This is a genomic window from Streptomyces sp. NBC_00258, from assembly GCF_036182465.1.
In the GTDB taxonomy this organism is placed as follows: Bacteria; Actinomycetota; Actinomycetes; order Streptomycetales; family Streptomycetaceae; genus Streptomyces.
In genome coordinates, this window is the sequence record NZ_CP108081.1 from 11,793,341 (window position 1) to 11,816,528 (window position 23,188).

At 68.8% G+C, this 23,188-nt stretch carries 15 protein-coding genes; 3 read left to right on the forward strand and 12 right to left on the reverse strand.

Features of this window, described 5'->3' with window-relative positions; genetic code table 11:
- Positions 1-258: 258 nt before the first annotated feature.
- A complete protein-coding gene (locus tag OG718_RS52380) occupies positions 259-1,152 on the forward strand; it encodes an endopeptidase (RefSeq protein WP_328842940.1) in 894 nt (297 codons plus the stop codon).
- Positions 1,149-5,591 carry an AAA family ATPase gene (locus OG718_RS52385; protein ID WP_328842939.1) on the forward strand — a complete coding sequence of 1,481 codons (4,443 nt, stop codon included), beginning with the start codon at positions 1,149-1,151 and terminating at the stop codon, positions 5,589-5,591. The genes OG718_RS52380 and OG718_RS52385 overlap by 4 nt, the downstream gene beginning before the upstream one ends.
- A 95-nt stretch (positions 5,592-5,686) precedes the next feature.
- Here the strand turns inward: OG718_RS52385 and OG718_RS52390 are convergent, their stop codons facing one another.
- Positions 5,687-7,297, reverse strand: a complete 1,611-nt coding sequence (locus OG718_RS52390) for a helicase associated domain-containing protein (protein WP_328842938.1) — start codon at positions 7,295-7,297, stop codon at positions 5,687-5,689.
- A 195-nt stretch (positions 7,298-7,492) separates the two neighbouring features.
- Between OG718_RS52390 and OG718_RS52395 the strand changes: the two genes are divergently transcribed.
- The gene (locus tag OG718_RS52395) at positions 7,493-7,669 is read left to right on the forward strand and encodes a hypothetical protein (RefSeq protein WP_328842937.1); all 177 of its coding nucleotides are present in this window, start codon (positions 7,493-7,495) and stop codon (positions 7,667-7,669) included.
- A gap of 58 nt (positions 7,670-7,727) precedes the next feature.
- Here OG718_RS52395 and OG718_RS52400 read toward each other — a convergent pair whose 3' ends face one another.
- The 11 genes from OG718_RS52400 to eboE all read right to left on the reverse strand — a co-directional run bounded on the left by OG718_RS52400 (position 7,728) and on the right by eboE (position 23,180).
- On the reverse strand, positions 7,728-9,176 hold the full coding sequence (locus tag OG718_RS52400) for a HEPN domain-containing protein (protein ID WP_328842936.1): 1,449 nt from the start codon (positions 9,174-9,176) through the stop codon (positions 7,728-7,730).
- 353 nt (positions 9,177-9,529) lie between these two features.
- Complete coding sequence (locus OG718_RS52405) at positions 9,530-12,697, reverse strand: DEAD/DEAH box helicase (protein WP_328842935.1); 3,168 nt, start codon at positions 12,695-12,697, stop codon at positions 9,530-9,532.
- Between the two features lie 120 nt (positions 12,698-12,817).
- Positions 12,818-14,137 carry a hypothetical protein gene (locus tag OG718_RS52410; RefSeq protein WP_328842934.1) on the reverse strand — a complete coding sequence of 440 codons (1,320 nt, stop codon included), beginning with the start codon at positions 14,135-14,137 and terminating at the stop codon, positions 12,818-12,820.
- 560 nt (positions 14,138-14,697) lie between these two features.
- Complete coding sequence (locus OG718_RS52415; RefSeq protein ID WP_328842933.1) at positions 14,698-14,991, reverse strand: transposase; 294 nt, start codon at positions 14,989-14,991, stop codon at positions 14,698-14,700.
- Positions 14,992-15,033: 42 nt separating this feature from the next.
- A complete protein-coding gene (locus OG718_RS52420; protein ID WP_328842932.1) occupies positions 15,034-16,758 on the reverse strand; it encodes an ADP-ribosylglycohydrolase family protein in 1,725 nt (574 codons plus the stop codon).
- Between the two features lie 22 nt (positions 16,759-16,780).
- On the reverse strand, positions 16,781-17,464 hold the full coding sequence (locus tag OG718_RS52425; protein WP_328842931.1) for a DarT ssDNA thymidine ADP-ribosyltransferase family protein: 684 nt from the start codon (positions 17,462-17,464) through the stop codon (positions 16,781-16,783).
- Positions 17,461-18,849, reverse strand: coding sequence for a 3'-5' exonuclease (locus tag OG718_RS52430; RefSeq protein ID WP_328842930.1), 1,389 nt, complete (start codon positions 18,847-18,849; stop codon positions 17,461-17,463). Before OG718_RS52430 ends, OG718_RS52425 begins: the two co-directional genes overlap by 4 nt.
- Positions 18,850-18,920: 71 nt before the next feature.
- Positions 18,921-19,193, reverse strand: a complete 273-nt coding sequence (locus OG718_RS52435) for a hypothetical protein (protein WP_328842929.1) — start codon at positions 19,191-19,193, stop codon at positions 18,921-18,923.
- A gap of 177 nt (positions 19,194-19,370) precedes the next feature.
- Positions 19,371-20,564: a cytochrome P450 gene (locus OG718_RS52440; protein WP_328842928.1), complete on the reverse strand. Its 1,194-nt coding sequence runs from the start codon at positions 20,562-20,564 to the stop codon at positions 19,371-19,373.
- Positions 20,557-21,996 carry an alkaline phosphatase family protein gene (locus OG718_RS52445; RefSeq protein WP_328842927.1) on the reverse strand — a complete coding sequence of 480 codons (1,440 nt, stop codon included), beginning with the start codon at positions 21,994-21,996 and terminating at the stop codon, positions 20,557-20,559. Before OG718_RS52445 ends, OG718_RS52440 begins: the two co-directional genes overlap by 8 nt.
- Complete coding sequence (gene eboE / locus OG718_RS52450) at positions 21,993-23,180, reverse strand: metabolite traffic protein EboE (RefSeq protein ID WP_328842926.1); 1,188 nt, start codon at positions 23,178-23,180, stop codon at positions 21,993-21,995. Before eboE ends, OG718_RS52445 begins: the two co-directional genes overlap by 4 nt.
- Positions 23,181-23,188 lie beyond the last annotated feature (8 nt).

Consider the following 23,188-nt stretch of genomic DNA (forward strand, 5'->3'; position numbering starts at 1 on the left):
AGCCGGGCCGGTGGTCGTGCACAGGGTTCATCTTCCTTGGTGTGTCGGCTCTGGGCTGCACAAGTGGCTGCGTCGGACCGGCGCTGGGGTGGGGGTCGGTGCGCGGGGTTCGTTGGCGCGATGGGCGCTGCGCGCTCTATGTAGGCGCACGTGCTTCAACGCCCCACGTGAGAGGGGCTGGTGCTCCGGTTGGGATGCGGCCGCACCCGTAGAGTGTCCTCCCAGCACGGCAGACCAAGGGGACAGGGCGGGTAGCGGGTGGGGCAGCAGCATGTGCTCGGGGTGCACGGGATCGGGCAGGGCAAGACATCGCAGCGCGAGCTGACCAAGAGTTGGCGCGATGGCCTCGATCGCGGGGTGAAACTTCTCCACGGCGGAGCAACGCCCACGGCGGAGGGCATGTTGGCTCCGGTGCTGAAGGTGCCGCACTGGTCGGCGCTCCTGGTCGATGACGGGGGCGGGCTGAGCACGAGGGCGGCATTCCCTGATGACGCGACACCGTTCACCGCGGACGAGGAGGCTTTCGTCGTCCAGGCGCTGGACGACTTGCTCACCCCGGAGGAACGTGCCTACGCCGCGCAGGTCGACCCCACGACGCTCGGACTGGTCAAGGTGCCGCCGAGCATCACCCGGCGTGCGATCGTCTACGACCGGCGCAAGCCCGGCGGTCGGGCCAGCAAGATCATTCTTTCCCTGCGCGAGGTCCACACCTATCTAACCGAACCGGATCTGGCCGACCGGGTGCGCCAATACGTCCTGGAGAGCGCCGACGCGCACACCACGGTCCTGATCGGCCACTCGTTGGGCAGCGTGATCGCCTACGATCTCCTCCGGCACGAGGAGATCGCCGCGCCCGGCACGGCGGGTGCGGCCGTGCACACCTTCGTCACCTGCGGCTCCCCCCTGGCCATCCCCACGGTCCAGCGGGGCATGGGCATCACCAGCGGGCGGCTGATGCAGATCGCGCCCCGTCTTCGGTGGATCAACGTGTTCGACCCGGACGACGCCGTCACCGGCGCCGCGGGCCTGGCCCTGGCGACGGACCAGGTCAGGGACGTCGAGGTCGACAACGGCCGCCTCGATCCGCACGCCGCCGTCAAGTACCTGCGCACCCTCCCCGTCGCCCGCGCCGTCACCGCCACCTGGTCATGACCGACGAGCACGCCCCCGCCACCTCCGAGCGCAGCCTCCTCGTGATCGCCGTCAGCGACTACGACGACGGCACTCCGGCCAAACGCAGGGCCTTCCGCGAGGGGATCGACGCCCAGGTCGCCGTCGTCGAGGACTGGTGGAACAGCTCTCGCTTGGACGACCAGCGCCGCTTCACTCCCTCCCACCCGCCCAAGCCACTGCGGAGCGTTCATGACCTGAGAACGTTCCTCATCGACAAGGACTTCATCGACGCATCTGATGACGAGGCTCTCGTCATCTATCTCACCGGCCATGGCCTGGCCCCTGCGGGACCCCAGCACTTCCTCCGTCTGCCCGACACCCACACCGACCGGCCCCTGGCCACCGCATTCCCCACAGCCGAACTCATCGCCGCGGCCCTCGACTCTCCGGCCGAGCACGTGCTGGTCATGGTCGACTCCTGCTTCTCCGGTCGCCTTGCCGAAGAGCTCGACCGCACTCTCAAGGCTCTGCATCCCGACCGGCATGCCCTGAGCTCGCTGGTCGTCCTGGCCGCAGGCAACGAAGACAGCACACCCCGCCTGCGCGCCTTCACCTCCGCCCTGGCGGCCGTTCACGCTCATTGTGCCGACGAAGCCAACGGCTACGCCCGCTCCCACCTGAGCTGGGAAGACTTCCATACCATCCTGGACACAGTGTGGGATCCGGCGCAGATGGCCGACCTCCATGTCCTGTGGCCGCCTCGCAGTGTCAGCCGCCGTCTCGCCGCCCGTGAGCTGAGCCCCTGTCTGCCCAACCCCGGCCACACCGACACCACCCTGCTGGAGGACGCCCGGAGCCAACTCGGATGGACACGGCCCGATGTCGACGACTACTGGATCACCAGGGCCAGCGGTCAGATGTCCGGCGACGCGGGCTGGTACTTCACCGGCCGCACCGCACTCGTCACCCGCATGAACGCCTTCCTCGCTGGCAGCGACAGCACGCTCATCGTCACCGGGCAGGCCGGCTCCGGCAAAAGCGCGCTGCTGGCCCGCCTGGTCACCCTCAGCGACCCGCGCTTCTGCGACAACCTCATCTACCGCCCCTATCTGGAGGCGATCCCAGAAGAACTGCGGGTGCCCATCGGCGCCATCGACGCCGCGGTGCTGGCCCGCAACACCGACCCGCAGGAACTGTCCGCAGCGCTCTACCGGGCACTCACCGGCCAGCCCGTGCCGACCGGCACGGACGCCTCCGAGCTGCTGCGCGGCCATGCCCGCACCATCCTGGCCCGCACCGGCCGACCGCTCACCGTGGTCGTCGACGGCATCGACGAAGCGAAGACCCCCCGCCGCATCATCACCGACGTCCTGGGCCCCCTGGCCGCCCTGCGCAGCGACAGCAGGAACGCGGTCCGGCTCATCCTCGGCATCCGCAGCTCACCACCCCCCTCCCGCCACACCCTGCCGGTCAAGGACACGCACGCCGACCGAGGCCTCCTCGACCTGCTCCGACAGGCCACCCACGCAACCGCCCCACTGCGCACCGACGATGACAGTGCACAAGAGGACATCGCCGCCTACACCGCAGCCCTGCTGCACGCCGAACCCGCCACAGGATCCCGGCTGGTCCACCGCAGCAACCAGTCCATTGCCGACGTCACCGCCGCCATCGCACAGGAAGTCACCCCTTCCTTCCTGGACGCCCGGCTGGCCGCCCAGCAACTGCACGCCCGCACCTTCCTGCCCGCGCCGTCCGACGCCCCATGGCGCCGCCAACTGCGCGAGGGCACCCAGGAACTGCTGCGGCAGGACCTCGCGGACGTCGCCCAGCACACCCGCACCAGGCCCGAGGACCTCCTGGCCGTCCTGCGCGCCACGGCGTTCGCCCTGGGCGCCGGACTGCCCTGGGCGACCGTGTGGCCGGCCGCCGTCCGCGGCCTCGAACCCGGCTGCGACACCCCGGAAGCGACGATCCGGCTGGTGCGCAACAGCCGCCTCACCGGATACCTGACGACCGCCGTCGAAGACGGCCGAACCGTCTACCGGCCCATCCACGAACGCGTCAGCGAAACCCTGCGCACCGCCCCCCAGACCCTGCTCATCGAGCAGACCCTGCCCGGTTTCGACGACACCCCTGACACCGGCAGCGCCCAGGTACACGCCCATCTGACCCAGGCCTTTGCCCGCCTGCTCGCCGCCGCCCCCCAGCAGCCGCCGCATCCCTACCTGCGCCGTCACCTGATCGCCCACGCCGAGGCGGGCGGTGTCCTCGACGACGCGCACATCCCCGCATCGTTCCTGCCCTTCGAAACCCACGGCCGCATCCGCGGCGCCCTGGGACTTCCCGTCACCGCTCAGACAGACACCCGGCGCCTGGCCGCCTGGTCCCGCATCGAGCCGTTCCTGGCCGACGCCCCGCCCACCGCACGGGCCGACAGCCTGGCAATGGCCGAACAGGCCGACAGCGCTCAACCCGTGCCGCGCCCCGACACCCTGCCCCGGCCGCCGTCACTGGTACCCCGCTGGAACCGGCTCCACCTGCCCAACAACATCCTCGCGGGCACCCCCAGCGGCGTCTGCCAGCTCGTCACCTTCCGCAGCGCGGACCAATCGACCATCGTGGCCGCCGGTCACGTCGACGGCGCCGTCACCATGTGGGATGCCCGCACCGGAGTCCCCTTCGGCGCACCCTTCACCAACCTCGGACCCTATGTCCGCGCCATGACCGTCCTGAGCACACGCCGGAGGAAAACCGCCCCGCTCCTTGTGGTGGGCAGCGATGCCGGCCTGTGGCGGTGCGACCCGGAGACCGGACGCATCTGGAGCCTGCTGGACGGCCGCATCAGAGCCATCGCATCCTTCACCGGACCAGACCGGGACACCGTGCTGGCCGTTGCGACGCCGCAGGGCGTGCTCACGATGGACCCCTACACCGGAGCCATCGTGCGCGAACGCCCTCGCACGCTTGAACGCCGTCCCGCCACCGTCCACGACCTGGAGACCATCACCCTGCCCGACGGCCAGACGCTGCTGGCCATCGGAGAAGACGGCTCACACATCCCGCTGCTGGACGCACACACCCTCGAGAGCGCCGGCCAACTGCCCGGCATGGGCATGGGCACCTCGGCGCTGCAGGCATTCACCGACCGGCACGGCCAACCTCGTCTGGCGATCGCCTCCCGTTCCGGCAAAGGCGTGCGGATCTTCGACCCCGTCACCAGACGACCACAACCCCATGCCCCCATCCGCCGGTCAGTGGCCTCGATGGCCCACTTCCCTGACCTCGCCTACGGCGGGCTGCTGGTCCTCGGCAGCGGTGTCGACGGAAGCATCACCCTGGTCGATCCCGGCGACGGAGAACTGCTCTACACACTGCCCGCCGAACACACCAAGGCCATCCGCGGCCTGGCCGTCCTACGGGTGGGCAGGGAACCAATCGTCGTGTCCGGTTCCATGGACGGAACCATCCGGCTCTGGGATCCCGCCCGCGACGACGCCCACGACAACCGGAGTGCCGACCAGCACGCAGACCATGTCGCCCTCCTCCCGCAACAGACCGGCCCGCATCGCCTCATCACCGGCTACGACGCGAACACCCTCACAGAGATCTCTCCCACAACCGGGCGCACGACGTCCCACCCGCACGATGGCCCCGACCTTCCCGGCCACCACATCACCGCCCTGGCTGCCCCGGACCACTCCTCCCGCCACCGTCCCACGCCCCTTGCCGTCGGCTACAGCGACGGGAGCCTTCGCATCCTCACCGAAGAAGGCGACCACCATGTCCTGCAGACACCGATCGACCGCACCCGCCGCGGCCATGCCCGCACCCTGCTCTTCCTGCCGACCGCACCGTCCCAACCCCCTGTCCTGGCCGCGGGGTTCAGCAACTCCTGTCTCGTCTACTACACCCTCGACGACGAGTACGCCTTATACTGGGACACACTGCACACCGATGGCACCATCCGTGCCCTGGCCGCAGCACCCGCCGGCGAATCACTCCTGCTGGCGGTGGCCACCCGCACCGTCCGCCTGCTGCACCCCGGCCAACCGGCCCACGCCCTCCTGCCCCAGCGCATCGGCAGCGCGCACAGCCTGGCCTTCATCACACTCCCCGCCGCACCAGACCCGTTCCTTGCAACCGGCGGCGCCGACGGCGCCATCAGGCTGTGGAACCCCGCCGCACCGCGCAGGGAAGCTCTGCCTGTTCTGCAAGGCCACCGAGGGAAAGTGACCGCCCTGACCGTCCTGCACCACCCGGCCCACTCCCAGCCCCTGCTGCTCAGCGCCAGCACGGACGACACCACCATCCGGGCATGGGACTGCCAGACCGGCGAAGAGATACTGCGGCTGATCACCGCAGCCCCCATCACTGCACTCGCGGTGCTCCCGCCCGACATCAACGGCCAGGACAGCCAGCCAACCATCGTCTTCGGCAGCCCTCGAGGGATCGCCGCGTCGACCGTCCACCTCTGATCCCTCGTCCAACCAGAAGCCGACAGCCCGGCTCCAGCCCTGTGCCTCGTGAACGGGGAAGACCTCGGATCGGGCAACGCGCCAGGCGAAGGCGATCACCGGCAGCCTCGGTGGCCGGCACCATATGTGTCTGCTGCCAGGCTGCGCACCAACTCCCTTTGCCCGTCGTGCAGATGCTCCGATGAGGCCTGTTGCTCGTGCAGCCACTGGCGGGTCTGCGCCTCGTCTGGTCTGCCGGGCCACCACACCATGCCGTCGGGCAGGCCGTGGAGGTGATGGCGGGCGGCCCAGTAGTACCGCTGCCAGTCCAGTGGCCAGGGCGGGTTCCACCAGGTGTCCAGGGCCGTGAGCTGCCGGCCGAGACGCGTGGGGGTGGCGGCGCGCTGGCGGTGGCGCACTTGGTTGAGCCACTTGCCCAGGGCGAACCCGTCGTGGGTGGTTGGCTGGGAGACGGCCAGGTGGCCGTGGCGGGCGGTGTAGGCGCGAGCAGCCTCCAGGCCATGCATCACGCTGCGGCGTCGCGCGGGCCAGGCGTGGAAGCGGTCGATCTCGGCGGCCGTGAGGCCTACCTGGGCGAGCAGTTGCTGTTGTTCCGCGGCCAGCTGGGAGTAGTCGGCGATCTGGCGGCGCAACCACCGCTCGAGCCAGCGCGGCAGCCCGGCCAGATTGTCACCACCGCTGAGGGGGCCGTGGGCGAGGGTGTGAGCACGGGTCCGGTGCCAGGCCCGCTGCCAGCTGATCGGCCAGGGCGGGTTCCACCACACATCCAGTTCCGCCAGCGCCCGCACGTACTCGGGCGGCAAGCCGGCAGAGGCGGCGCGCAGGTTTGCCAGCCATCGGCCCAGGTCGAAACCGTCCTGCGGGGCGTCGGCGTGCGGGACGGTCAGATGCCCGTGCCGGGCCACATACCTGCGCGCGTGACCAAAACCCTCCCGGAATCGCTCCTGGGACACAGTCCTCAACCCGGCGCCCTGCCCCGCGCGCCGAGGTACCCACAACTCGGCCCGCCACCCCGCCGACCCGGCATGCTGCCGGAAGGCGTCTGGGGAAGTGGTGGCCAACAGGCGCAGTCCCGCCCCCACTTCGGCAGGCTGTTGGACCGCTTGCACTCGCCACATCCCGCTGTGTGCCGAACCGGGCAGAGACGGTGAGCGCAGCTCGCGGGCCAGCCCCCTCATCCATGCCTGCAGGGCGCTCGGTCTCTCCGGCCGCTCCACCTCCTCCAGCCAGTCGCGCTCCAGCCGGTCTCCGAGTGCGGTCACGAAACGGCCATGGTGCCGGGACCGGCGGACAAACGGTCGTTCATCCGCCGCCAGCAGCCGCAGAGCCGGATCCACCAACGCGGCCGCCACCGCCACCACCTCGGGGAAGACAACCGCGTCCCGCGCGACCAGCTGCCACCACGCCGCCAGCCACTGCCGCGCCGCCTCGTTTCTGCGGCTGGTGTCGAGAGCGACCCGCTCAAGGCGCTGACCCCATACCCACTCCCGCTGCCAGAACGCTTCCTGCTGCCACCACCCGCACACCACCGCCCGTGCCACCGCGAACACATCACCCGGCTCCGCGCCTGCGCGCACCGCCCGCCGGGCCACCCGAGGCCACCGCGCCTGGGCGGCAGCCAGCTCCCGGCACCCGCCCACGTCCAGATACTCCAGGTCGTGACCATCGCCGACGTCCAGCAACCACCGCCCGTGCCGTGCACACACCCGATTCCACCGTTGCCCGTACCGCCATACCCGCTGCACCCGGCCGCTGCGCCGGGCGGCACACAGCTGGCAGCCGAAAGAAACCGGCCCCCATGCCTGGGGTCCCACCCGCCACCGTGCCCATCCCCGGTCCGCACGCGCCCGCTCACCGAAGGACGCCGGCCCAGTCGTCCATGACGGCAATGCCCGCGCCAGATGCATCACCGGGACTCCGGCCCACGCCGCGACCTGTGCCTGAGCCGTGACGTTCAGGAGCACATCGCCGTCCGGACGACGGCCGCGGCTCTGGGCGACCGGATTCACCCACTGCCACCACCCCCACGCCAGCAGCTCACCCACCTCAAGGCCGTAGCAGACGGCGACACGATGTAGGAACGACCATGATGTTTCGCCCCGTGTCGGCACCGTGCCGCCCGGAGCGCACCAGTGGTCAAGCTCGGCCATGACCCAGGCACTCAGCGCTTAGGATCGATCTTTCGCGCAAGCAATCGACGAGGCGTTGACGCTGTACGTGGCGCAAGTCGCCGTCTGCCTCCATGCGAGCGATGAGGGAGCCTCCTGGCGGCAGGCCTGCCTCCACCATCAGTCGCAAGATGATGACGAGCCGTGTGTACTCGATCATTGCGATCAGCGCTGCTGGGTCGGTGTGCACGGTGTGTTTGGGGGTGAGCCCATGGCTCAGAACATTGCGGGCCGTTGCCGTGCAGAACGCCCAGTCTGCTGCCGAGCCGTTCTCGAACAGCCACTCGGACAGCTCCACCCCCATGCCTTCGGAGAGACGGCGCAGTCGGTGTTCCAAAGACATCTCAGTGAACTTCACAGCGTCACGGACACGGCGCCGCTGGGCACTGGTGAAGCAGCCTGCATCGGAAAGCGCCTGTCTGACCTCTTCGGCGAAGGGGAATTCTCTGGGATCCGGATGCAGCTGCCGTTGCAGAGTCTCAGCTGCGTTGACCGCTTCGAGTAGCTGCCCCTGCGCGGCGTTTTCCCGCAGCCGGGGCTCTACAGCGTCCAGGGCAACCGCGCATGTGCGGGACACGACAATCCACGCCGAGAGAAAAGCTGCCATAGCCTCGGCGCCGGGAGCAAGTGCCGGAGGCCTGCGCCACGATCGTCCTGGCACCCTTGTGCGGGTCGGCTGGGCTTCGACGACGTCGACCCAGGACCGTTGCCCGGTCACGACGGCATCTGAGGTGTGCTCCTTCAGCGGCACCAGCCGCAGACCGAAGGCGTCGGAGGACGTCTGCAGGCCGATGGCGACCAGTGCTCGCAGTGGAGTGATCACCTCAGAGTGCAGCCAGTCGAGGGTGAACCCCTCGTCGCGGCGTGCTGTGACGACGATCGACTCGGTGAAGGTGCGTGAGCGGTCAGTACGTGCTCGTTTCTCCACAGCACCGATGGTGATGTCCAGGCGGTCGGGGCAGGTGATATTCACGCCGGGCAGCGCGTCGTACTGGTCGGACAAAGCTCCCTTGAACCCTGACAACGGCCACCACTCCTCCAAACCCACGAGTTGGAATGTGGCCTGTTCATAGAGGGTGCCGTCGGAAACGAGATCTCCCCGCAAGACGGTCTGGACACTGCACCGCATCCAGTTCTGGTCGTCGCCCGGCTCACCGGGCTCGATCTTCTCGAAGGTTGCGGACGGGCCGCCCACCATCTCGACGCTGCATCCCTGCAGGGTGTAGTGCTGGCCATGGCAGAAGCCATGAATCGTTGCCAGATCAGTGAGGGCGAGCCCCTCCTCGTCCGACTGCGTGATCGGTAGCGTCCCGATGAGCTCAAGTTGCCAGTCTGAACCGGCCCGTGAGAGAACCCCGGGGATACGCACACATGCAGTCTCCGACAGCCACCACGCACCGCTGATCGGTATATCCATCGTGTCACCTTCGACCAATTCATGAGTTGGCCTTGCCTCAACTGACCGTCCTGGAGCCCGCCGTGCTGCAGCAGGCGAGGCTCTCCGACTCCCATCAGCCGATCAACTCATCCTTCATCCTGGAGGCTGCCCAACAACGCGTCCACCAGGCAGTCTTGCCACTGGAGCAGACCTGCTCTGACACCGCACGGGTGCGGAATGAGAATTTCATACCGCCTAGCACAATTCGCACATTGAGCAGCCGTTACCCCATTGCTGGAACAGGACGCCAATCCAAAGCACGGCAGCAGTCCTGCAGAGTTCGTCGCCCAGGGGCTGTCCGGACGACAGCGTCAGCCCTCCCAACCGTGGGTCTAGGCACTGCAGTAGACGGTGAAGTCGCCGGCGCTGGTGTCCCGGACGAACTTCTCCGCGCCCGCGAGGAGCAGGAGCTGCTCGTCGGTGACCTTACGGGCCTGAAGGCCGGGCTGGACGATGATCGTGTGGAAGCGAGGCCGCAGCAGACGGGCCTGATCCCGGATGGTGAACAGCTCCTTGGACCCCCCGACTTCGTAGGGTGAGATGCCGCCGGTGCGCCGGGCGTACTGCACGGCCCGGCCGTGCAGATGATCCAGCAGGGGCAGGGCGTTCTGGCGCCGCCACTTGGCACCGCGCATGGCCTGGCCGCACACCTCGTACAGGTCGCCGACCCGTGTGCCGGGAGCGGGCCTGGAGGAGTACTTGCAGTGCACGAGCGTCACATCCAGGTAGCGGCCGTCGACCTTGAGGCCGACCAGGTCGGCCGCCTCGCCGGAGCCGTCGTCGTCGAGGAGGACATCGAAGGAGCTGGTGGCCTGCAGGTGGGCCGACATGTAGTACTGGATGGAGTCGGTGCGGCGCTCCGGCCTCTGTGACTCCTTGCTGAGGTCCACGCCCTGCCACTCCAGCGGTGTGAGCAGAGCCGGGTCGAAGGGTCGGCGGGTGTAGCGCGGGGCGATGAGTTTGCCCTCGTCGTCGATGAGGCGGTCGCCCTCCAGGAACAGGTCGGGCCGGTGCGCGTTGAGCCAGTCCTCCAGCGGCTGTGGCTCGGCAGCCGGACCGCTGCCCATGATGACGGCGTCCTGCTCGCGGGGCCGGTAGACCAGGCCTTTGGCGTCGTAGTCGGCCTGGTAGGCCACCCGCCAGGCGGGGGTCGTCAGAGAGAACAGGAACGGGCCGGTGGAGGAGTAGTCGTCGACCTCGAAGTCGACGTCGGTGAGCGAGTAACTGCGGTCGTCGTAGGTGAGGGTGTACCGGTCACGGGAGCCGAGGTAGACCTGCCAGGGCCACTGGACGCCCAGCAGCGCGTAGGGGGGCCGTGCGGTGATGTCCTGGGGGATGATGAACCCGTCGACGATCTGTTCCAGGTTGATGGTGCTGTCCAGCAGTTTGGTGCCCTGCTGGTCGCACCAGTCGGTCCAGGCCTTCAGGCTCGGGGCGGTGGTGGGGGACCAGAACCGGCCCGAGGCCGCGGCACTGATCGAGACGCTGTCGCCGTCGTCGAAGCCGGACGTGGCGATATGGGTCTGGCTTTTGTGCTCCTGAGCGGTGTCGAAGCCCTGAGATACGTCACTGCCGACGTGCAGAGAAAATCGGGTGAAGTAGTCCCGCGCGTCCTTGAGCCCGACATTGGTCGGCACCAGCCGGTCCAGGCGGGCCAACACCCGGTAGGTGCGCGCCCCGTTGATCAGCTCGCTGCCCTCGCCCAGCACCGCCTCGGCGAGGTCCTTGTAGGTGCTCGACTTCTCCGAGCCGTGGATGTACAGCAGCCGTCTGGTGGTGTCGAAGTAGAGCACGATCAGTTCGTAGACGACCTGTTCCAGCTCCTGCGGTGCGCCCCAGCGCACGGGGGTGCGCCGTTCGATGACGTACCAGGCGACAGGGGAGTCCTCGCCGCCCAGGGCCATGGCGTCGTCCAGGACGCGCTCGTTGTCCTTGCAGAGCGTGAGAGCCGCCTCGGGTCTCCACTCGGCGGTGGCCGCGCGGTAGGCAATCGCGCTCATCTTCGGCTCCAGCACGCTGACCGCCACGTCCTCGGGCGCACCGGTGAAGCTGGTGTCGAAGGCGCTGGTCTCCTCGGCGGTCAGGGTGGCCCGGTCGGTGAGGTCGCGCAGCAGATGATTCCAGTCGGCGTCCTCGCGCAGCAGGCGGCGCAGCGGTGAGGCGCCGGCGGCCGGTTCCTGCGCGACGAACACGGTGGCCTCACCCAGTCCCTCCGCGGCCCGCGTGAACCGGCCGACGAACTGGATCATCGGGCTCAGGCTCTTGCGGGCCGCATGCATGGCCGCGATTTTCAGGGCGGGCTCGTCGAAGCCCTCACCGAGCATGTCGACGCAGATGATGATGCGGCACTCGCGCGTCCGCAGCGCGGTCACGGCCGCTTTGCGGCGCGTGACGCCCACGTTCTGGTGCACCACGGTGGGATTGAAGCCGGGCGCCAACTCCTGGTAGAGCAGGCCGAGTTCTTCCGCCTTCGGAATGCTCTCGGCCCGCGCCATCAGCAAGTGGTCGTGCCCGGCTTCCAGATCAGCGCGCAACTGACCGATGGCCAGTTCGGCCAGTTCCCGGTCGACGTCCTCGACACCGAACACCGCCCGGTAGTTGATGTGCGTGAAGTACTCCAGCCGCTGGGCCTCCCGCAGCGGGAAACGGAACACGGTACGGCCGGGCAGTCTGCGGCCGTCCTCCCGAAACGGGGTGGCGGTGAACAACAGCACCGGCCGGTCGGAGAAGTCGTCGATCACCCTTGCCCACGTATCCGCGGGGGAGTGGTGCGCCTCATCCACGATCAGATGGGAGAACGACGACAGCAGTGCCATCCGTACATTCCCCACGCTCCTGCTGAGGATCTGCGGGGTGGCGACGACGACATTGCAGGCCGCAACGAACCGGGCCGCTTCTTCAGGGTCCTTGAACCCGTGCTCGAGCCGGCCCACCCGCGGCCGCAAGGCGGCGGCCTTCACGATCTGCTCCTGCTGCAGGATGCCGAGCGTCTCGAACTTCCCCGCGATCTGGTCCCGCAAAGCCGCACTGGGCACCAGTACGAGCAGCCGCTCCATCCGCGCGGCCACCAGCAGCGCCAGCATGGTCTCGGTCTTGCCGGTGCCGGTGGGCATGACCACGATGCCCGGGTCGCCAAGGCCCGAGGCCCAGTGCCCCATCACCGCATGCAGGGCGCCGATCTGCGGGCGGCGCAGGCTGTGCGGCTCACCGTACGGGCGAAAACCGATCGCTTTGCGATACGACTCCACCACCGTCTGCGGTGCGTGCGCCGCCAGGCTGCCCTGCCAGCGCATCTCGTGGCCGGACCGGCTGGGCAGCACGGCCGTCAGCCCGTCGACGGCGTCCGCTGCGGTGCGCAGGGCGGGCCAGCTGCCGTAGACGTTGGAGACCCGCAGCAGCCCGTCCTCGTCGGTGACCTCCAATGCGCTGCCGGGGACCAGCAGTTGGCGGACCTTGTTGCCTGCGATTTTTTCTTCAGCCCACACGGGCTGCGAGCTCACGTTCATACCGGGTGCTCTCTGTTGCAGATCTGGGTGACGGCCCGCGGTGGTTGGGCAGATGCGCGAGGCGCATGCAGGGAGGGTGGGATCGACTCACGGAGCCGCGGCGATGCCCGCGGTTCAGCGGCGGTGCCCGCGCTCGGCAGAGCGCGCAGGGACGTTGAGGAAGTCCTTGAACCAGTTGTCCGGATGCAGGGCGGGCGGGACGGAGGAGGACCCGGCGCCGTCTGCTTCAGGGGAGTTGTACTTGCTGTCGTACAGCCACAGCACGTCGTCATCCTGGAAGAAGAAATCCGAGCAGGCGTCGAAGTCGTAGTCGTCACGGTGTGTGGGCAGCGCCGCATGCGCGCTGTCGGCACCGGCTTCCAGATGAGCGGGGGCATCGCCGAGGGCGAGGTGCAGGACCATCTCCTCGGCGGCACAGGTGGGCCGGGGCCAGGCGCCGTGCTGGAGATCGCCTGTCAGATCGTCGCAGGCCCGGGCGAGGTTGCGGCGCCACTGCATGTTCTGGCGCCATGTCACTTGCGGCAGACGGGAGAAGAAGCCCCACGCGCCGTCGTCGTCCTTGGTGACGGGACGCTCACCCAACTCGGCGGCGTCGTCGTAGGCCGCCTCGGCAAGCTCTTCCAGCGCGCTGAACAGCAGATCGGCCGTGCGCGGCGTGAACGTCCAGTGGCACTTCTGGCAGTCTTCCTCCTCGCAGCCGCACACCTCGGGCAAGGCGAAGAGCGAGGCGAAGTCCGGCTGCGGCCCTTCAGGCACAGCCGCAGTGGCACCGGTGTGCCGCGGGGCAGCGGCATAGGGGTTGGCGGCTTCCTGGAGCCGCCAGCCGGTACCGAAGTTGATGCGGACGGGTTCGGTCGACCAGTCGGCGACCTCGTCCCCCCGTGCGGACAGCAGGAGTTGGCCTTCCTGGGCATCGGTCAGCCAATCCATGCCGGGCAGCTCTCCCGTGCTCTCCGCAGCGAACATGACCGCCCCCACGAGGTCGTGCGGATCGGCATCGCCCAACTCCTCATCCGGCATCGGCTCCCAGCCGCCGGCCGCCGCGGCAGCGAGCACCTTGGCCTGGTCGTACACGTGGAACTCACGCAGCTGCACCACCCGGACCACCGGGCCCGGCAGGTCGGCCAGCCGGGCATCCTTCGGCGACCGGTTGGCCGAGACGGGAAGCTCGCGCTCGTCCTCAACCGGCCCCTTGAGCGGGTCGTCGGCAGGCCATGAGAACAACGCCGGAGCAGCGCTGGGCCACACACCGGCACGGGCGCGCTCCAGGGCCTGACGGAAGGACGCCGCCGGGGCGTCCGGCAGCGTCGTGGCGATCTTTCGCGCCGTGATCTCCTGTTGCTCGGTGAGGGCCCCGTCGAGGGCGGCGGACGACAGCAGCCGGGCCGCGTGCTGGGCCACGTGGGCGTCCCGGCAGGTGAAAACGGCCTGCACGCAGACGGGTCCGCTCGCATGGGCCAGTAGGACAAGGACACGGCTTTTGCTGCTCGCGTGCTCGCACAGAAAACTGCGGGGCACGGCCGAAACCGGTGGGGCTGTCACAGGAGCACTCCAACGACCGCGGCCGGTCACGGGCCGACCGCATACGACAGGGGAAGCTGCTGGTAGGCGCGGTACAGCCGCATCTCCGGACAGCGCAAGAATCGAAAAGTGACTGGTGTTGTCGATGCGATCGGCAACCCGGGTCCGCACAAGACCATAGCCGGTCGGCACGTCTGCGTAAGGCGTTTCGGCATCATTGCCCCCGACAGGCCAGAACAGAGCCCGCGGGGCGCCTTGTGTCACGGGTGCTTCGGACGGACGCAGGGGGCGAACGGCATCTCCTCCGCGGGGCTCCGTCGTCGCCTGGACGCGGCAGCGGGCTCCGTGACGGCTGGGGCCGTGGTGAGCATCACCGGGATGCACGGGTGATGGGCGCCGACAGTCTTCTCCACCGCCCGGCCAGGTTGCGCAAGTGGTGCCAGGCGTCCGCTGCTTGCCAGGCTTGCGAAGCCTCACGGCGGGCAGGCCCCGGCCCGGTCGCGGCAGATCACTTCGATCTTGGGGTGATCGTGCAGCTGGGTTGCCAGTGGCTCGGCGTTCCGTCCCGGCAGCATGTCGACCGGGCGCCGCTCTTCCAGGTCCACCAGGATCGTGGCGTAGGAGTCGCCCTTGCGTAGCGAGAAGTCGTCGATCCCGAGTATGCGCACGCTGGCCTGCGGCAACTCGGGGAGGTGTTTAAGGAGTTTGTCCTTGGTGACGCGGATGCTCAGCACGGACGCGAGCTGTGCAATCGGCCCGCCAGACATGACACGGCCCCGTCCGTTGTGCCTGTGGGGGATTTCCGGAAGTCAGGGACGCCCGGCAGGGCGATTGCCCGGCCGGTTGAGGGTGATGGTGAGCCAGGGGTCGACGTGGACAAGAAAGTGTGTGTGGGCGTCGTCCGCTGAGCCTGGTAGATCGTATTCCTGGACGAGCTGCCAGATCTGCTGCGGATGCTCGGACGTCAGGCGTAGCTGCGCGCGTGGCGGTGACGCCAAGGCATGGGAGGAGGAGGTGTCCTCGGCGATGACGAGGTTGCCGTAGGCGACCCAGGTCTGCCCGTAGCGGTCAGGGCGCAGGCCGAAGATCTCGTCCAGGACCTGACGTACGCGCTGTATGTCGGTCACAGCGAGGTAGGCACCCTGGAGTTGTGTCCCCGGCGGGTCCGGCTGCTTGGTCTGTGGGGGAGTGGCGCGGTGCACGGAGTGCAGGAGGTGCAGCCGCTGCCCGTCGTCGGTGAGCAACTGGACCTGGCGTGCTGCCCATTGGCCAGCGCGGGTATCTTGGCGGGCTTCGACGTGCGCGGTGCGCTGGTAGGGGACGGGGAGGATGCTTCCTGGTACGGCGTGGGCCAGTTGGTCGGTGAACTCGGCCAGCGCCGTACGGGCCTGCTCCGGCGAGGGAGGCTGTAGGCGTGGTGGGATGGCTGGTGCCAGGAGGTCCTGTGCGAGGGCGACCAGCAGAGGCCGGTCTTGAACGTTGCGTCCGTTGGCGCCCAGCCATTCTTGTCCCAGGGCTGCTCCCAGCAGGCTCGCCGTCATAGAGGCAAGCGTGTCGGTGTCCGCGCCCTCCAGCCGGGCGGCGGCGGTGAGTGCGTGGTCCGGGCTGGCGGCCGAGCGGGCGGCGAGGTAGGCGGCCGCGACCGCGCACAGGGTGCCGGATCCACGGGCCTTGCCAGTGAGTCCCTGCGACTTCAAGAAGACGGTCGGTGCGCTGACGGCGCCGCTTTTGAGCTCTTTGTGTGCAAGTGTGAGGAGGTCTTCGACCTCGCGGCTGGTGGCCAGCCACAGCCTGTCGAGGGGCTGCTCAAGCGCGTGCGAGGCCCGGTTCTGCCACTCCTCGCCCAAGGCCTGGAAGATCGGCTTTTGCCATTGTGCCGTGCTGTCCAGGAGCGCTTCGATCAGCCAGCCGTAGGACAAAGGGGTGGGCTGGCGCATGCTCAGCCACAGTGCTTGGGCGTGGACGAGGGCACCGAGGAGTGCTCGGGGATGGCCATGCGTGGTGGCGGCATTGCGGACGACGTCGACGGCCAAGTCATCGAACCGGCTGTCCGCATGATGGTGGATGACGTGCGGTGCGATCCGCATCGCGGCGCCGTTGGCGCCGGTGTCGAAGTACTTGCGGACGTCGCTGGCGCCGACGGTCCACGGAGGACGCTCCTGGGTCCAGGCCTTGCAGGCACGTTTGACGCTGGCACCCGCACCCCGCTCGTAGAAGGGCAGAAGGGGCCACTCGACCCGCTGCAGCCAGGTGAGCCACTCGTCGCCTGCGGTGAGCAGGGCACGTCCGACCGCGATGATCATCTGGGTGTCGTCGCTGTAGTCACCGGCCCCGATCACCTCGGTGAAGGGCCGAAACCGACTTCCCGCTGTACGTTCCCAGGCGACGAACTGGTTCGTGCCGCTGTCCGCCGGCAGACGGCGGGTGCGGTCCCGGCGCTCGTACGGCCAGCCCAGCGCATCGCCGACAGCGGCAGCCAGCACCATGCCGACGGCACGATCAAGCCGGGGATGCGGCTGCGGTTCACGGTTCACGGGGCCACTCTGCCAGAGTTGTTCAGGGGACGAAGGCGAGCTCCGCAGGGCGGCGTCCGGCCCGTACGGTCTGGCTCAGAAGATACTTGTCGAACAAGGCGGGAGCGATGATCAGGGGCGGCAGCACCGCGCCCATGTCGAGGTGCTGGGTAAGCCGGTAATGCTCAAGCTTGGCCTGCTCAGCGTCCTTCACGATGACGCTGTGCACGTGGCTGAGAGGAATCGGGCCGGGGAGCAGAACCTCGGCCTGGTCGTCGGTGGGCCACCAGCCGGGGTGCCGAGCGGTGCGAGTCCGCGTGGCATTTCCGGACACGCTCGCCTCGAACAAGGAAGTGAAAGCGGCAAAACCGCTACGGATGCCTCCCCCCAGACCCCGTGCGGCGTTGTACGGGCAGAACTTCGCCCCAGGCAGGGTGAGCAGAACAGGGTCCAAGGTCAGAATGGCCCATTCCCTGAAGTGCGGGTCTTCGGTCCTTGCCCGGTCCAGGTACCACGTATTGGGATACTCGACGCTGCAGTTGATGTGGTTCGGGTAGCCGTCCAAACGGGCCAAGTCCGTGGGCCTGAACCCCTCGGTGCTTGCCCGCAGAGTCACCGCATCGCGTATCTCGCCGGTGGCCAGGATATGGGCCAGATTCGCGGACTTGGTGAAGTGGCACAGCCGAGTGATGCCGCGACGCTGTGCCTCGGCCCAAATCTCGTTCACGACTCGAGCCTAAGAAACAGGTCTGACATCTCGTCGGGCAGCAGCGGCGTCAACGTGCCTGACCGCAGGAGGATCAAACCCGTGCGCGCGCGGGTCACCGCCACGTATAACTGGCGCGCCTCACGGGCTTTAGCCTCCTCCAGCCCGTGTGACTCGACCTCGGAGGCCTTGGGTATTTCGTCCGCGTCACACAGTGGCAGGATCACCGAGTCGAACTCCAGGCCCTTGGCGGCCGAGTAGGTGCCGTAGTACACACCGGGCCCGTGCGGCCACACCGTCAGGTCCCTGTGCAGCCTGCTGACGCGGTGGCGCTGGCCCAGGTGACGCAGGAGCTCGGCCTCATGCTCCCGGGTGCGCATGAGGACAGCGACCTGCTGGTCTGCTGCCAGTCCATTCGCGAACTCCGCTGCGCGGCGCATCTGTTCCGCCTTGGTAGCGGCCGTGACGATCGTGGGCTGAGGACCGTCGGCGGTGGGCGCCTTGGGCTGGACCAGGTCGACCTCGTCACGGAAGTGCGGCATGTCGGAGATCGCCTGGGCGAGCTGAGCGATCTGGCGACTGTTGCGGTAGTTCTGCTCGAACTCGACCTGCCGGGCCACCGTCAGGCCCAGGGAGCGCCACGACATCCGGCTGCCGTAGATCTGCTGGGCGTAGTCCCCGAAGAAGGACAGCGACCCGTCGGCGGGAATCGCTGCGGCCAGGGAGCGGATCATCTCGGGGGTGAAGTCCTGCCCCTCGTCGACCACGACATGCTTGTAGCGCCGAGCCGAAGCGTCCCTCGCCAGTGCCGCGAGAACGACGGAGGGCAGATCATCCCAGTCTTGGCCATACCCGGCCTGGGTGCGCAGCTCGATGTACCGGCGGTAGACCTCGTAGACCACCGCCCTGTCTGCGGGGGCCAGGGCCGAACCCCTGCCGATACGGGGCGCACCGTTGAGGTAGGCGTCTTCGTCGGTGACGCCATGACCGGCCATCCAGTGCAGCTCGTCCATGAAGAATCCCGGCGGCTGGCTGGCCACCGCTCGATGAGTTGTGTTGCGGACCTCGGACAGCGCCTTGTCAACTAGAGCCTGCTTGCTGGGGCAGATGGAGACGGGCTGCCCGGTCGCATACCTGAGGTAGCCCCGGGCGAACAGGTGATAGTTCTCTACGGTCAGACGCGTGCTGTGGGCGCCGATGGCCTTCAGGTAGGTGACCAGCGCCCGGTTGAACGTGACCAGCAGCGTTCGGCCGGCGATCCCCGGCGCCTCGGACAGATAACGGGCACGGTGTACTGCCATCGTTGTCTTGCCGCTGCCTGCGGTGCCCAGGACCACCAGATGGCCTTGAGCCGTCAGATACACCACTTCGCGCTGCTGCCCCTGCGGCTCCGGAAGTGCCCCCATCGCGTCAGTATGACGCAGAGAAGTGCTTCGGTGGTCCGAATCAACAGCGTGTGCAGGAATACCCGCAGCGTTCAAAGACTCGGGAAGCCACCCGTGGCCATCCAGTTGGTGCTGTGGATGATCTCGTTCACGGTGCGCAAGGCTCTGCTGGCGTGCTGGTGGGCCGCGGCGGCCAGTTCGTAGTAGCGCTCCGGCTCGCCGCCCAGAACGGGTGCCGAGGTGCCGACCCGGTGCAGATAGCCGACTACGGCGTGCGTGGAGCGCAGCTGGGTCGAACAAGAACTCCCAGTCCCGCCGCAGCGGGGCGTCACAGCCTCGGGATTCGATATCGGCCCGAGACTCATGTGCACTCTCAGTACCTCCGCAGGCACAGCGTCATTGAAGGAGACGGCAGGAATTATGCGGGAGTTGGAGGAGCAGATGACTCGACGTCGACGGACGCTGCTGCTTTCGGGAAGCTGGGCCTCGAGCCGCGGCGCCGGCGTGCGGCTTGACAGGGCTGGCCCGCCACTCCGCCGCTTTCACCAGGTGACGGGCAGTTCACTTACGCCGTGGATGGCCCGGCCGTGCAGGGCGAACTCCCCCGCGGGCACGGCCAGACGCAGTTCCGGCAGCCGCTGGAACAGCGCGGGCAGGGCGGTCTGCAATTCGGCGCGGGCCAGCGACTGGCCCAGGCAGTGGTGCGGGCCGTGGCCGAAGGACAGATGGTGCTGGGCATCGCGGGTGATATCGAAGGTGTCGGGCTCCGGGAAGGCCCGCGGGTCGCGGTTGGCGGCCTGGAGCGAGACGACCACCCCTTCACCGGCCCGCACCGTGACGCCGCCCACTTCGACGTCCTCCAGGGCAATCCGGCGCATGCCGATGTGGACCACGGTCAGGTAGCGCAGCAGTTCCTCCACCGCTCCCGGCACCAGCGCCGGGTCGGCGCGCAGCGCGGCCAGTTGGCCGGGGTGGGTCAGGAGTGTCACCGCTCCGAGCGACAGCATGCTCGCGGTCGTCTCGTGGCCCGCGATGAGGAGTTGCACCAGCATGCCCGCCGCCTCGGCCGCGGTGGCCTCGTCGGTGGCCACGCGGTCCGTCGCGAGCCGGCTCATCAGATCGTCGCCGGGGGCGGCGGTCTTGGCGGCCAGCAGCTCGGAGAGGTAGCCGAACAGCGCGGCCCAGCCCGCGCGCATCGCCTCGGGTCCGGCCGTTACGGTGGCGAACGCGGCCGCCTGCCGGTGGATGAACTCCCGGTCGGCGTAGGGCACTCCGAGCAGCTCGCAGATGACCTGCAGGGGCAGCGGCAGCGTGAAGTGCTTCACCAGATCGGCGCCGGACGGCTCCTTCGCCATCAGGTCGTCGATCAGTGAGTCGGTCAGCGTCCGGATCACCGGACGCAGTTCCTCGACGCGGCGGAAGGTGAAGTCGGGGATGAGCATCCGGCGCAGCCGTGTGTGGTCGGGCGGATCCATGGCGAAGAGCTGGCCGGGGGTGCGCGGCGGCGGGGTCGGCTGGAGGCCGGGAAAGCCTTCGCGGATGTTCTCGGAGCTGAAGCGCGGGTCGGCGAGGACGGCGCGGGCGTCCTCGTGCCGGGTGACCAGCCAGGGTGTGTTGCCGCCCCACAGCGCGATGCGGCTCACGGGGCTCTCCTCCCGCAGCCGGGCGTATGCGGCGGGCGGGTCGAGCAGGGTGGTGCGGTCCATGGGGAGTGCGGGAAGGGTGGTCTCAGACACGATCAACGTCTCCCTTGTCGGCGGTGTCCTCGGCGGTGGCGCCGGTGGGGGCGGGAAGGCCGGCGAGGCGCAGCAGCAGGTCCTTGACCTCGGTGGCCGCGTACTCTTCCTGGCGCAGGGCGGGTTCGGAGCACAGGAGGACCGGACCGTACTCGGGGTTGTCGGGCAGCCTGCCGTGGGTGCCGCGCACCCCCGACGGGTTCAGCGGGACGGTGCGGATGCGGTAGCGGAACCCGAGTTTCTTGCGGGCGATCTGGGCAGCGGCGCGCAGTTTCAGGGCCGGGACGTCAGGGTCGTAGAGCAGCTCTGCCGGGTCGTAGCCGGGTTTGCGGTGGATCTCGACCTGCCGGGCGAAGTCGGGTGCGCGGGCGTTGTCCAGCCAGTAGTAGTAGGTGAACCAGGCGCCGGGCTCGGCGACCGCGACGAGTTCGCCGGAGCGCTCGTGGTCCAGGCCGTGGGCCGATTTGCTGTCCTTGTCGAGGAGTTCGGCGACGCCGTCGAGGCCCGCGACGATCTCGGTGGTCTTCGCGAGGTCGGCCGGGTCCCGGACGTAGACATGAGCGATCTGGTGGTCGGCGACGGCGAAGGCGCGCGAGGTCCACGGATCCAGGTACTCCATGCTGTCCTGCGTGTACACCTCCAGCAGACCCGCCTCGCGCAGCGCGCGGTTGATGTCCACTGGGCGGTCGGCGGGCGCGATGCCGTACTCGCTCAAGGCCACGACGGTCGCGCCCGCGGCGAGGAGGTGGTCGATCAACGGACGTATGGCATCGTCGAGTTGGCGTGCCGCGCGGGCGGTCTCTGGGGAGTCGGGACCGGTGCGCTGCGGCTCGTAGTCGAGGTGCGGGAGGTAGACGAGGCTGAGGTCGGGCCGGTGCTCGTCGAAGAGCTGGCGGGCGGCGCCCAGGATCCACTGGCTGGAGGGGAGACCGGCGTTCGGACCCCAGTAGGTGAACAGGGGGAACGGGCCCAGACGGTCGGTGAGTTCGTCGTGCAGGGAGGGCGGATATGTGTAGCAGTCCGGCTCCTTGCGGCCGTCCGAGTAGTAGATCGGCCGTGGGGTGACGGTGAAGTCGACGTCCGCGCCCATGGCGTACCACCAGCAGATGTTGGCGACCTTGAAGTCGGGGCGTGAGCGCCGGGCGGTGTGCCACAGCTTCTCCCCGCCGACGAGGTGGTTGTGCTGCCGCCACAGGAGTACGTCGCCGACGTCGCGGAAGTACCAGCCGTTGCCGACGATTCCGTGCTCTCGGGGGAGGACGCCGGTGAGGAAGGTCGACTGGACCGAGCAGGTCACTGCGGGCAGGACGGTGCCCAGGCGGGCTTGGAAACCGCGGTCGGCGAGCGCGGCAACCGCGGGCATGTGCTTGAGCAGCCGGGGCGTGAGGCCCACGATGTCCAGGACGACGAGAGGCTTGGCGGGGGCAGTCATGTGGAGGTCTCCTTGCTCAGAGAGCCGGGCGTCAGACCGAGTGCTGTCAACTCCTGGTGGGTCCAGGCCAGTTCGGCGGCAAGGCCGGTGGCGAGCCCGGCCGGATCCGTTGGCCGCAGTCCGGGCGGCAGCACGTTCCAGGTGTACGTCTCGACCTCGATGTGGTCGCACAGTGCCTCGGCCCCGCCGAGCAGCCTTCGCAGGACGTCCGAGAGCACGGGCACGGTCGTATGCAGCGGGGGCTCGGCGGCGGCGTGCAGGGGGGCGTGGAAGTGGACCCGCCAGGGCGCGTCGTCGGGCAGTTCGCCCGCCAGTGCCTGGGGGAGGTCGTCGACACCTCGTACGCCTTTGGCCGTGCGTGCACGGGTCTGGTGCAGGAAGCGTTGCTCGGCGAAGCCCGCGAGCGCAGCCCGGGCCGCGAGGTCTGCCGGGACGTCGGCCTGGAGAGCGGCCGAGGCCTGCACCTTGACCACCGGCAGCCCGGCGTCCGCCAACCGGGCGAGAGCCGCCGCCGGTTCCTCGAACTGGACGGCGAGGTGGCAGGTGTCCAGGCAGACACCGAGCCAGTCGGGATCGAGTCCGCCCAACTCCCGTACGGCCTGAGTGGTGTTCTCCACCACACACCCCGGCTCCGGCTCGAAGGCCACCCGGATACGGCGCCCGGTCTCCCGGTGCAGGGCGGCGAGGCCTGTCGTGAGCCGGTCCAGAGACCGGTGGGCCCGCTCCCACCGTGCGCGCGGCCAGGGCGCACGCCAGGCGAGCGGCAGGGTCGACACGGACCCGCGTACCGCGTCGTCCGGCAGGAGACCGGCGAGCACGCGTGCGCAGGCGAGGGTGTAGTCCAGACGCCGGTCGTCCGCCCAGTCCGGCAGGTAGACGTCCTTCTTGACGACCTCGCGGTGGAAGCCCTCGTAGGGGAAGGCGTTGAGGGTGACGGTCTCCAGGCCGCGCAGGGCCAGTTCGTCGCGGAGGCGGGTGAGAGCTGAAGGGCTGTCGGCGAGTTCGGTGACGACGTCGTGGGCGAGCCACAGGCCGATGCCGAGGAGGTCGGTGCCGAGTTCCTTGCGCACCGGTTCGGCGTACTCGGTGAGTTGGGTGACCACGCCGTCGAGGGTCTCGGCGGTGTGCACGTTGCTGCAGTACGCGAGGTGGACGGTTGTGCCGTCCCGGTGGTGCAATCGCATGACGGGCC

Excerpts from the sequence above, each read along its gene's own strand:
- OG718_RS52385 (WP_328842939.1), top strand. The coding sequence starts at position 1,149 with ATGACCGACGAGCACGCCCCCGCCACCTCCGAGCGCAGCCTCCTCGTG.
- OG718_RS52445 (WP_328842927.1), bottom strand. The coding sequence starts at position 21,996 with ATGACTGCCCCCGCCAAGCCTCTCGTCGTCCTGGACATCGTGGGCCTC.
- OG718_RS52415 (WP_328842933.1), bottom strand. The coding sequence starts at position 14,991 with ATGTCTGGCGGGCCGATTGCACAGCTCGCGTCCGTGCTGAGCATCCGC.
- OG718_RS52430 (WP_328842930.1), bottom strand. The coding sequence starts at position 18,849 with ATGGGGGCACTTCCGGAGCCGCAGGGGCAGCAGCGCGAAGTGGTGTAT.
- OG718_RS52395 (WP_328842937.1), top strand. The coding sequence starts at position 7,493 with ATGCATCACCGGGACTCCGGCCCACGCCGCGACCTGTGCCTGAGCCGT.
- OG718_RS52400 (WP_328842936.1), bottom strand. The coding sequence starts at position 9,176 with ATGGATATACCGATCAGCGGTGCGTGGTGGCTGTCGGAGACTGCATGT.
- OG718_RS52435 (WP_328842929.1), bottom strand. The coding sequence starts at position 19,193 with ATGAGTCTCGGGCCGATATCGAATCCCGAGGCTGTGACGCCCCGCTGC.
- eboE (WP_328842926.1), bottom strand. The coding sequence starts at position 23,180 with ATGCGATTGCACCACCGGGACGGCACAACCGTCCACCTCGCGTACTGC.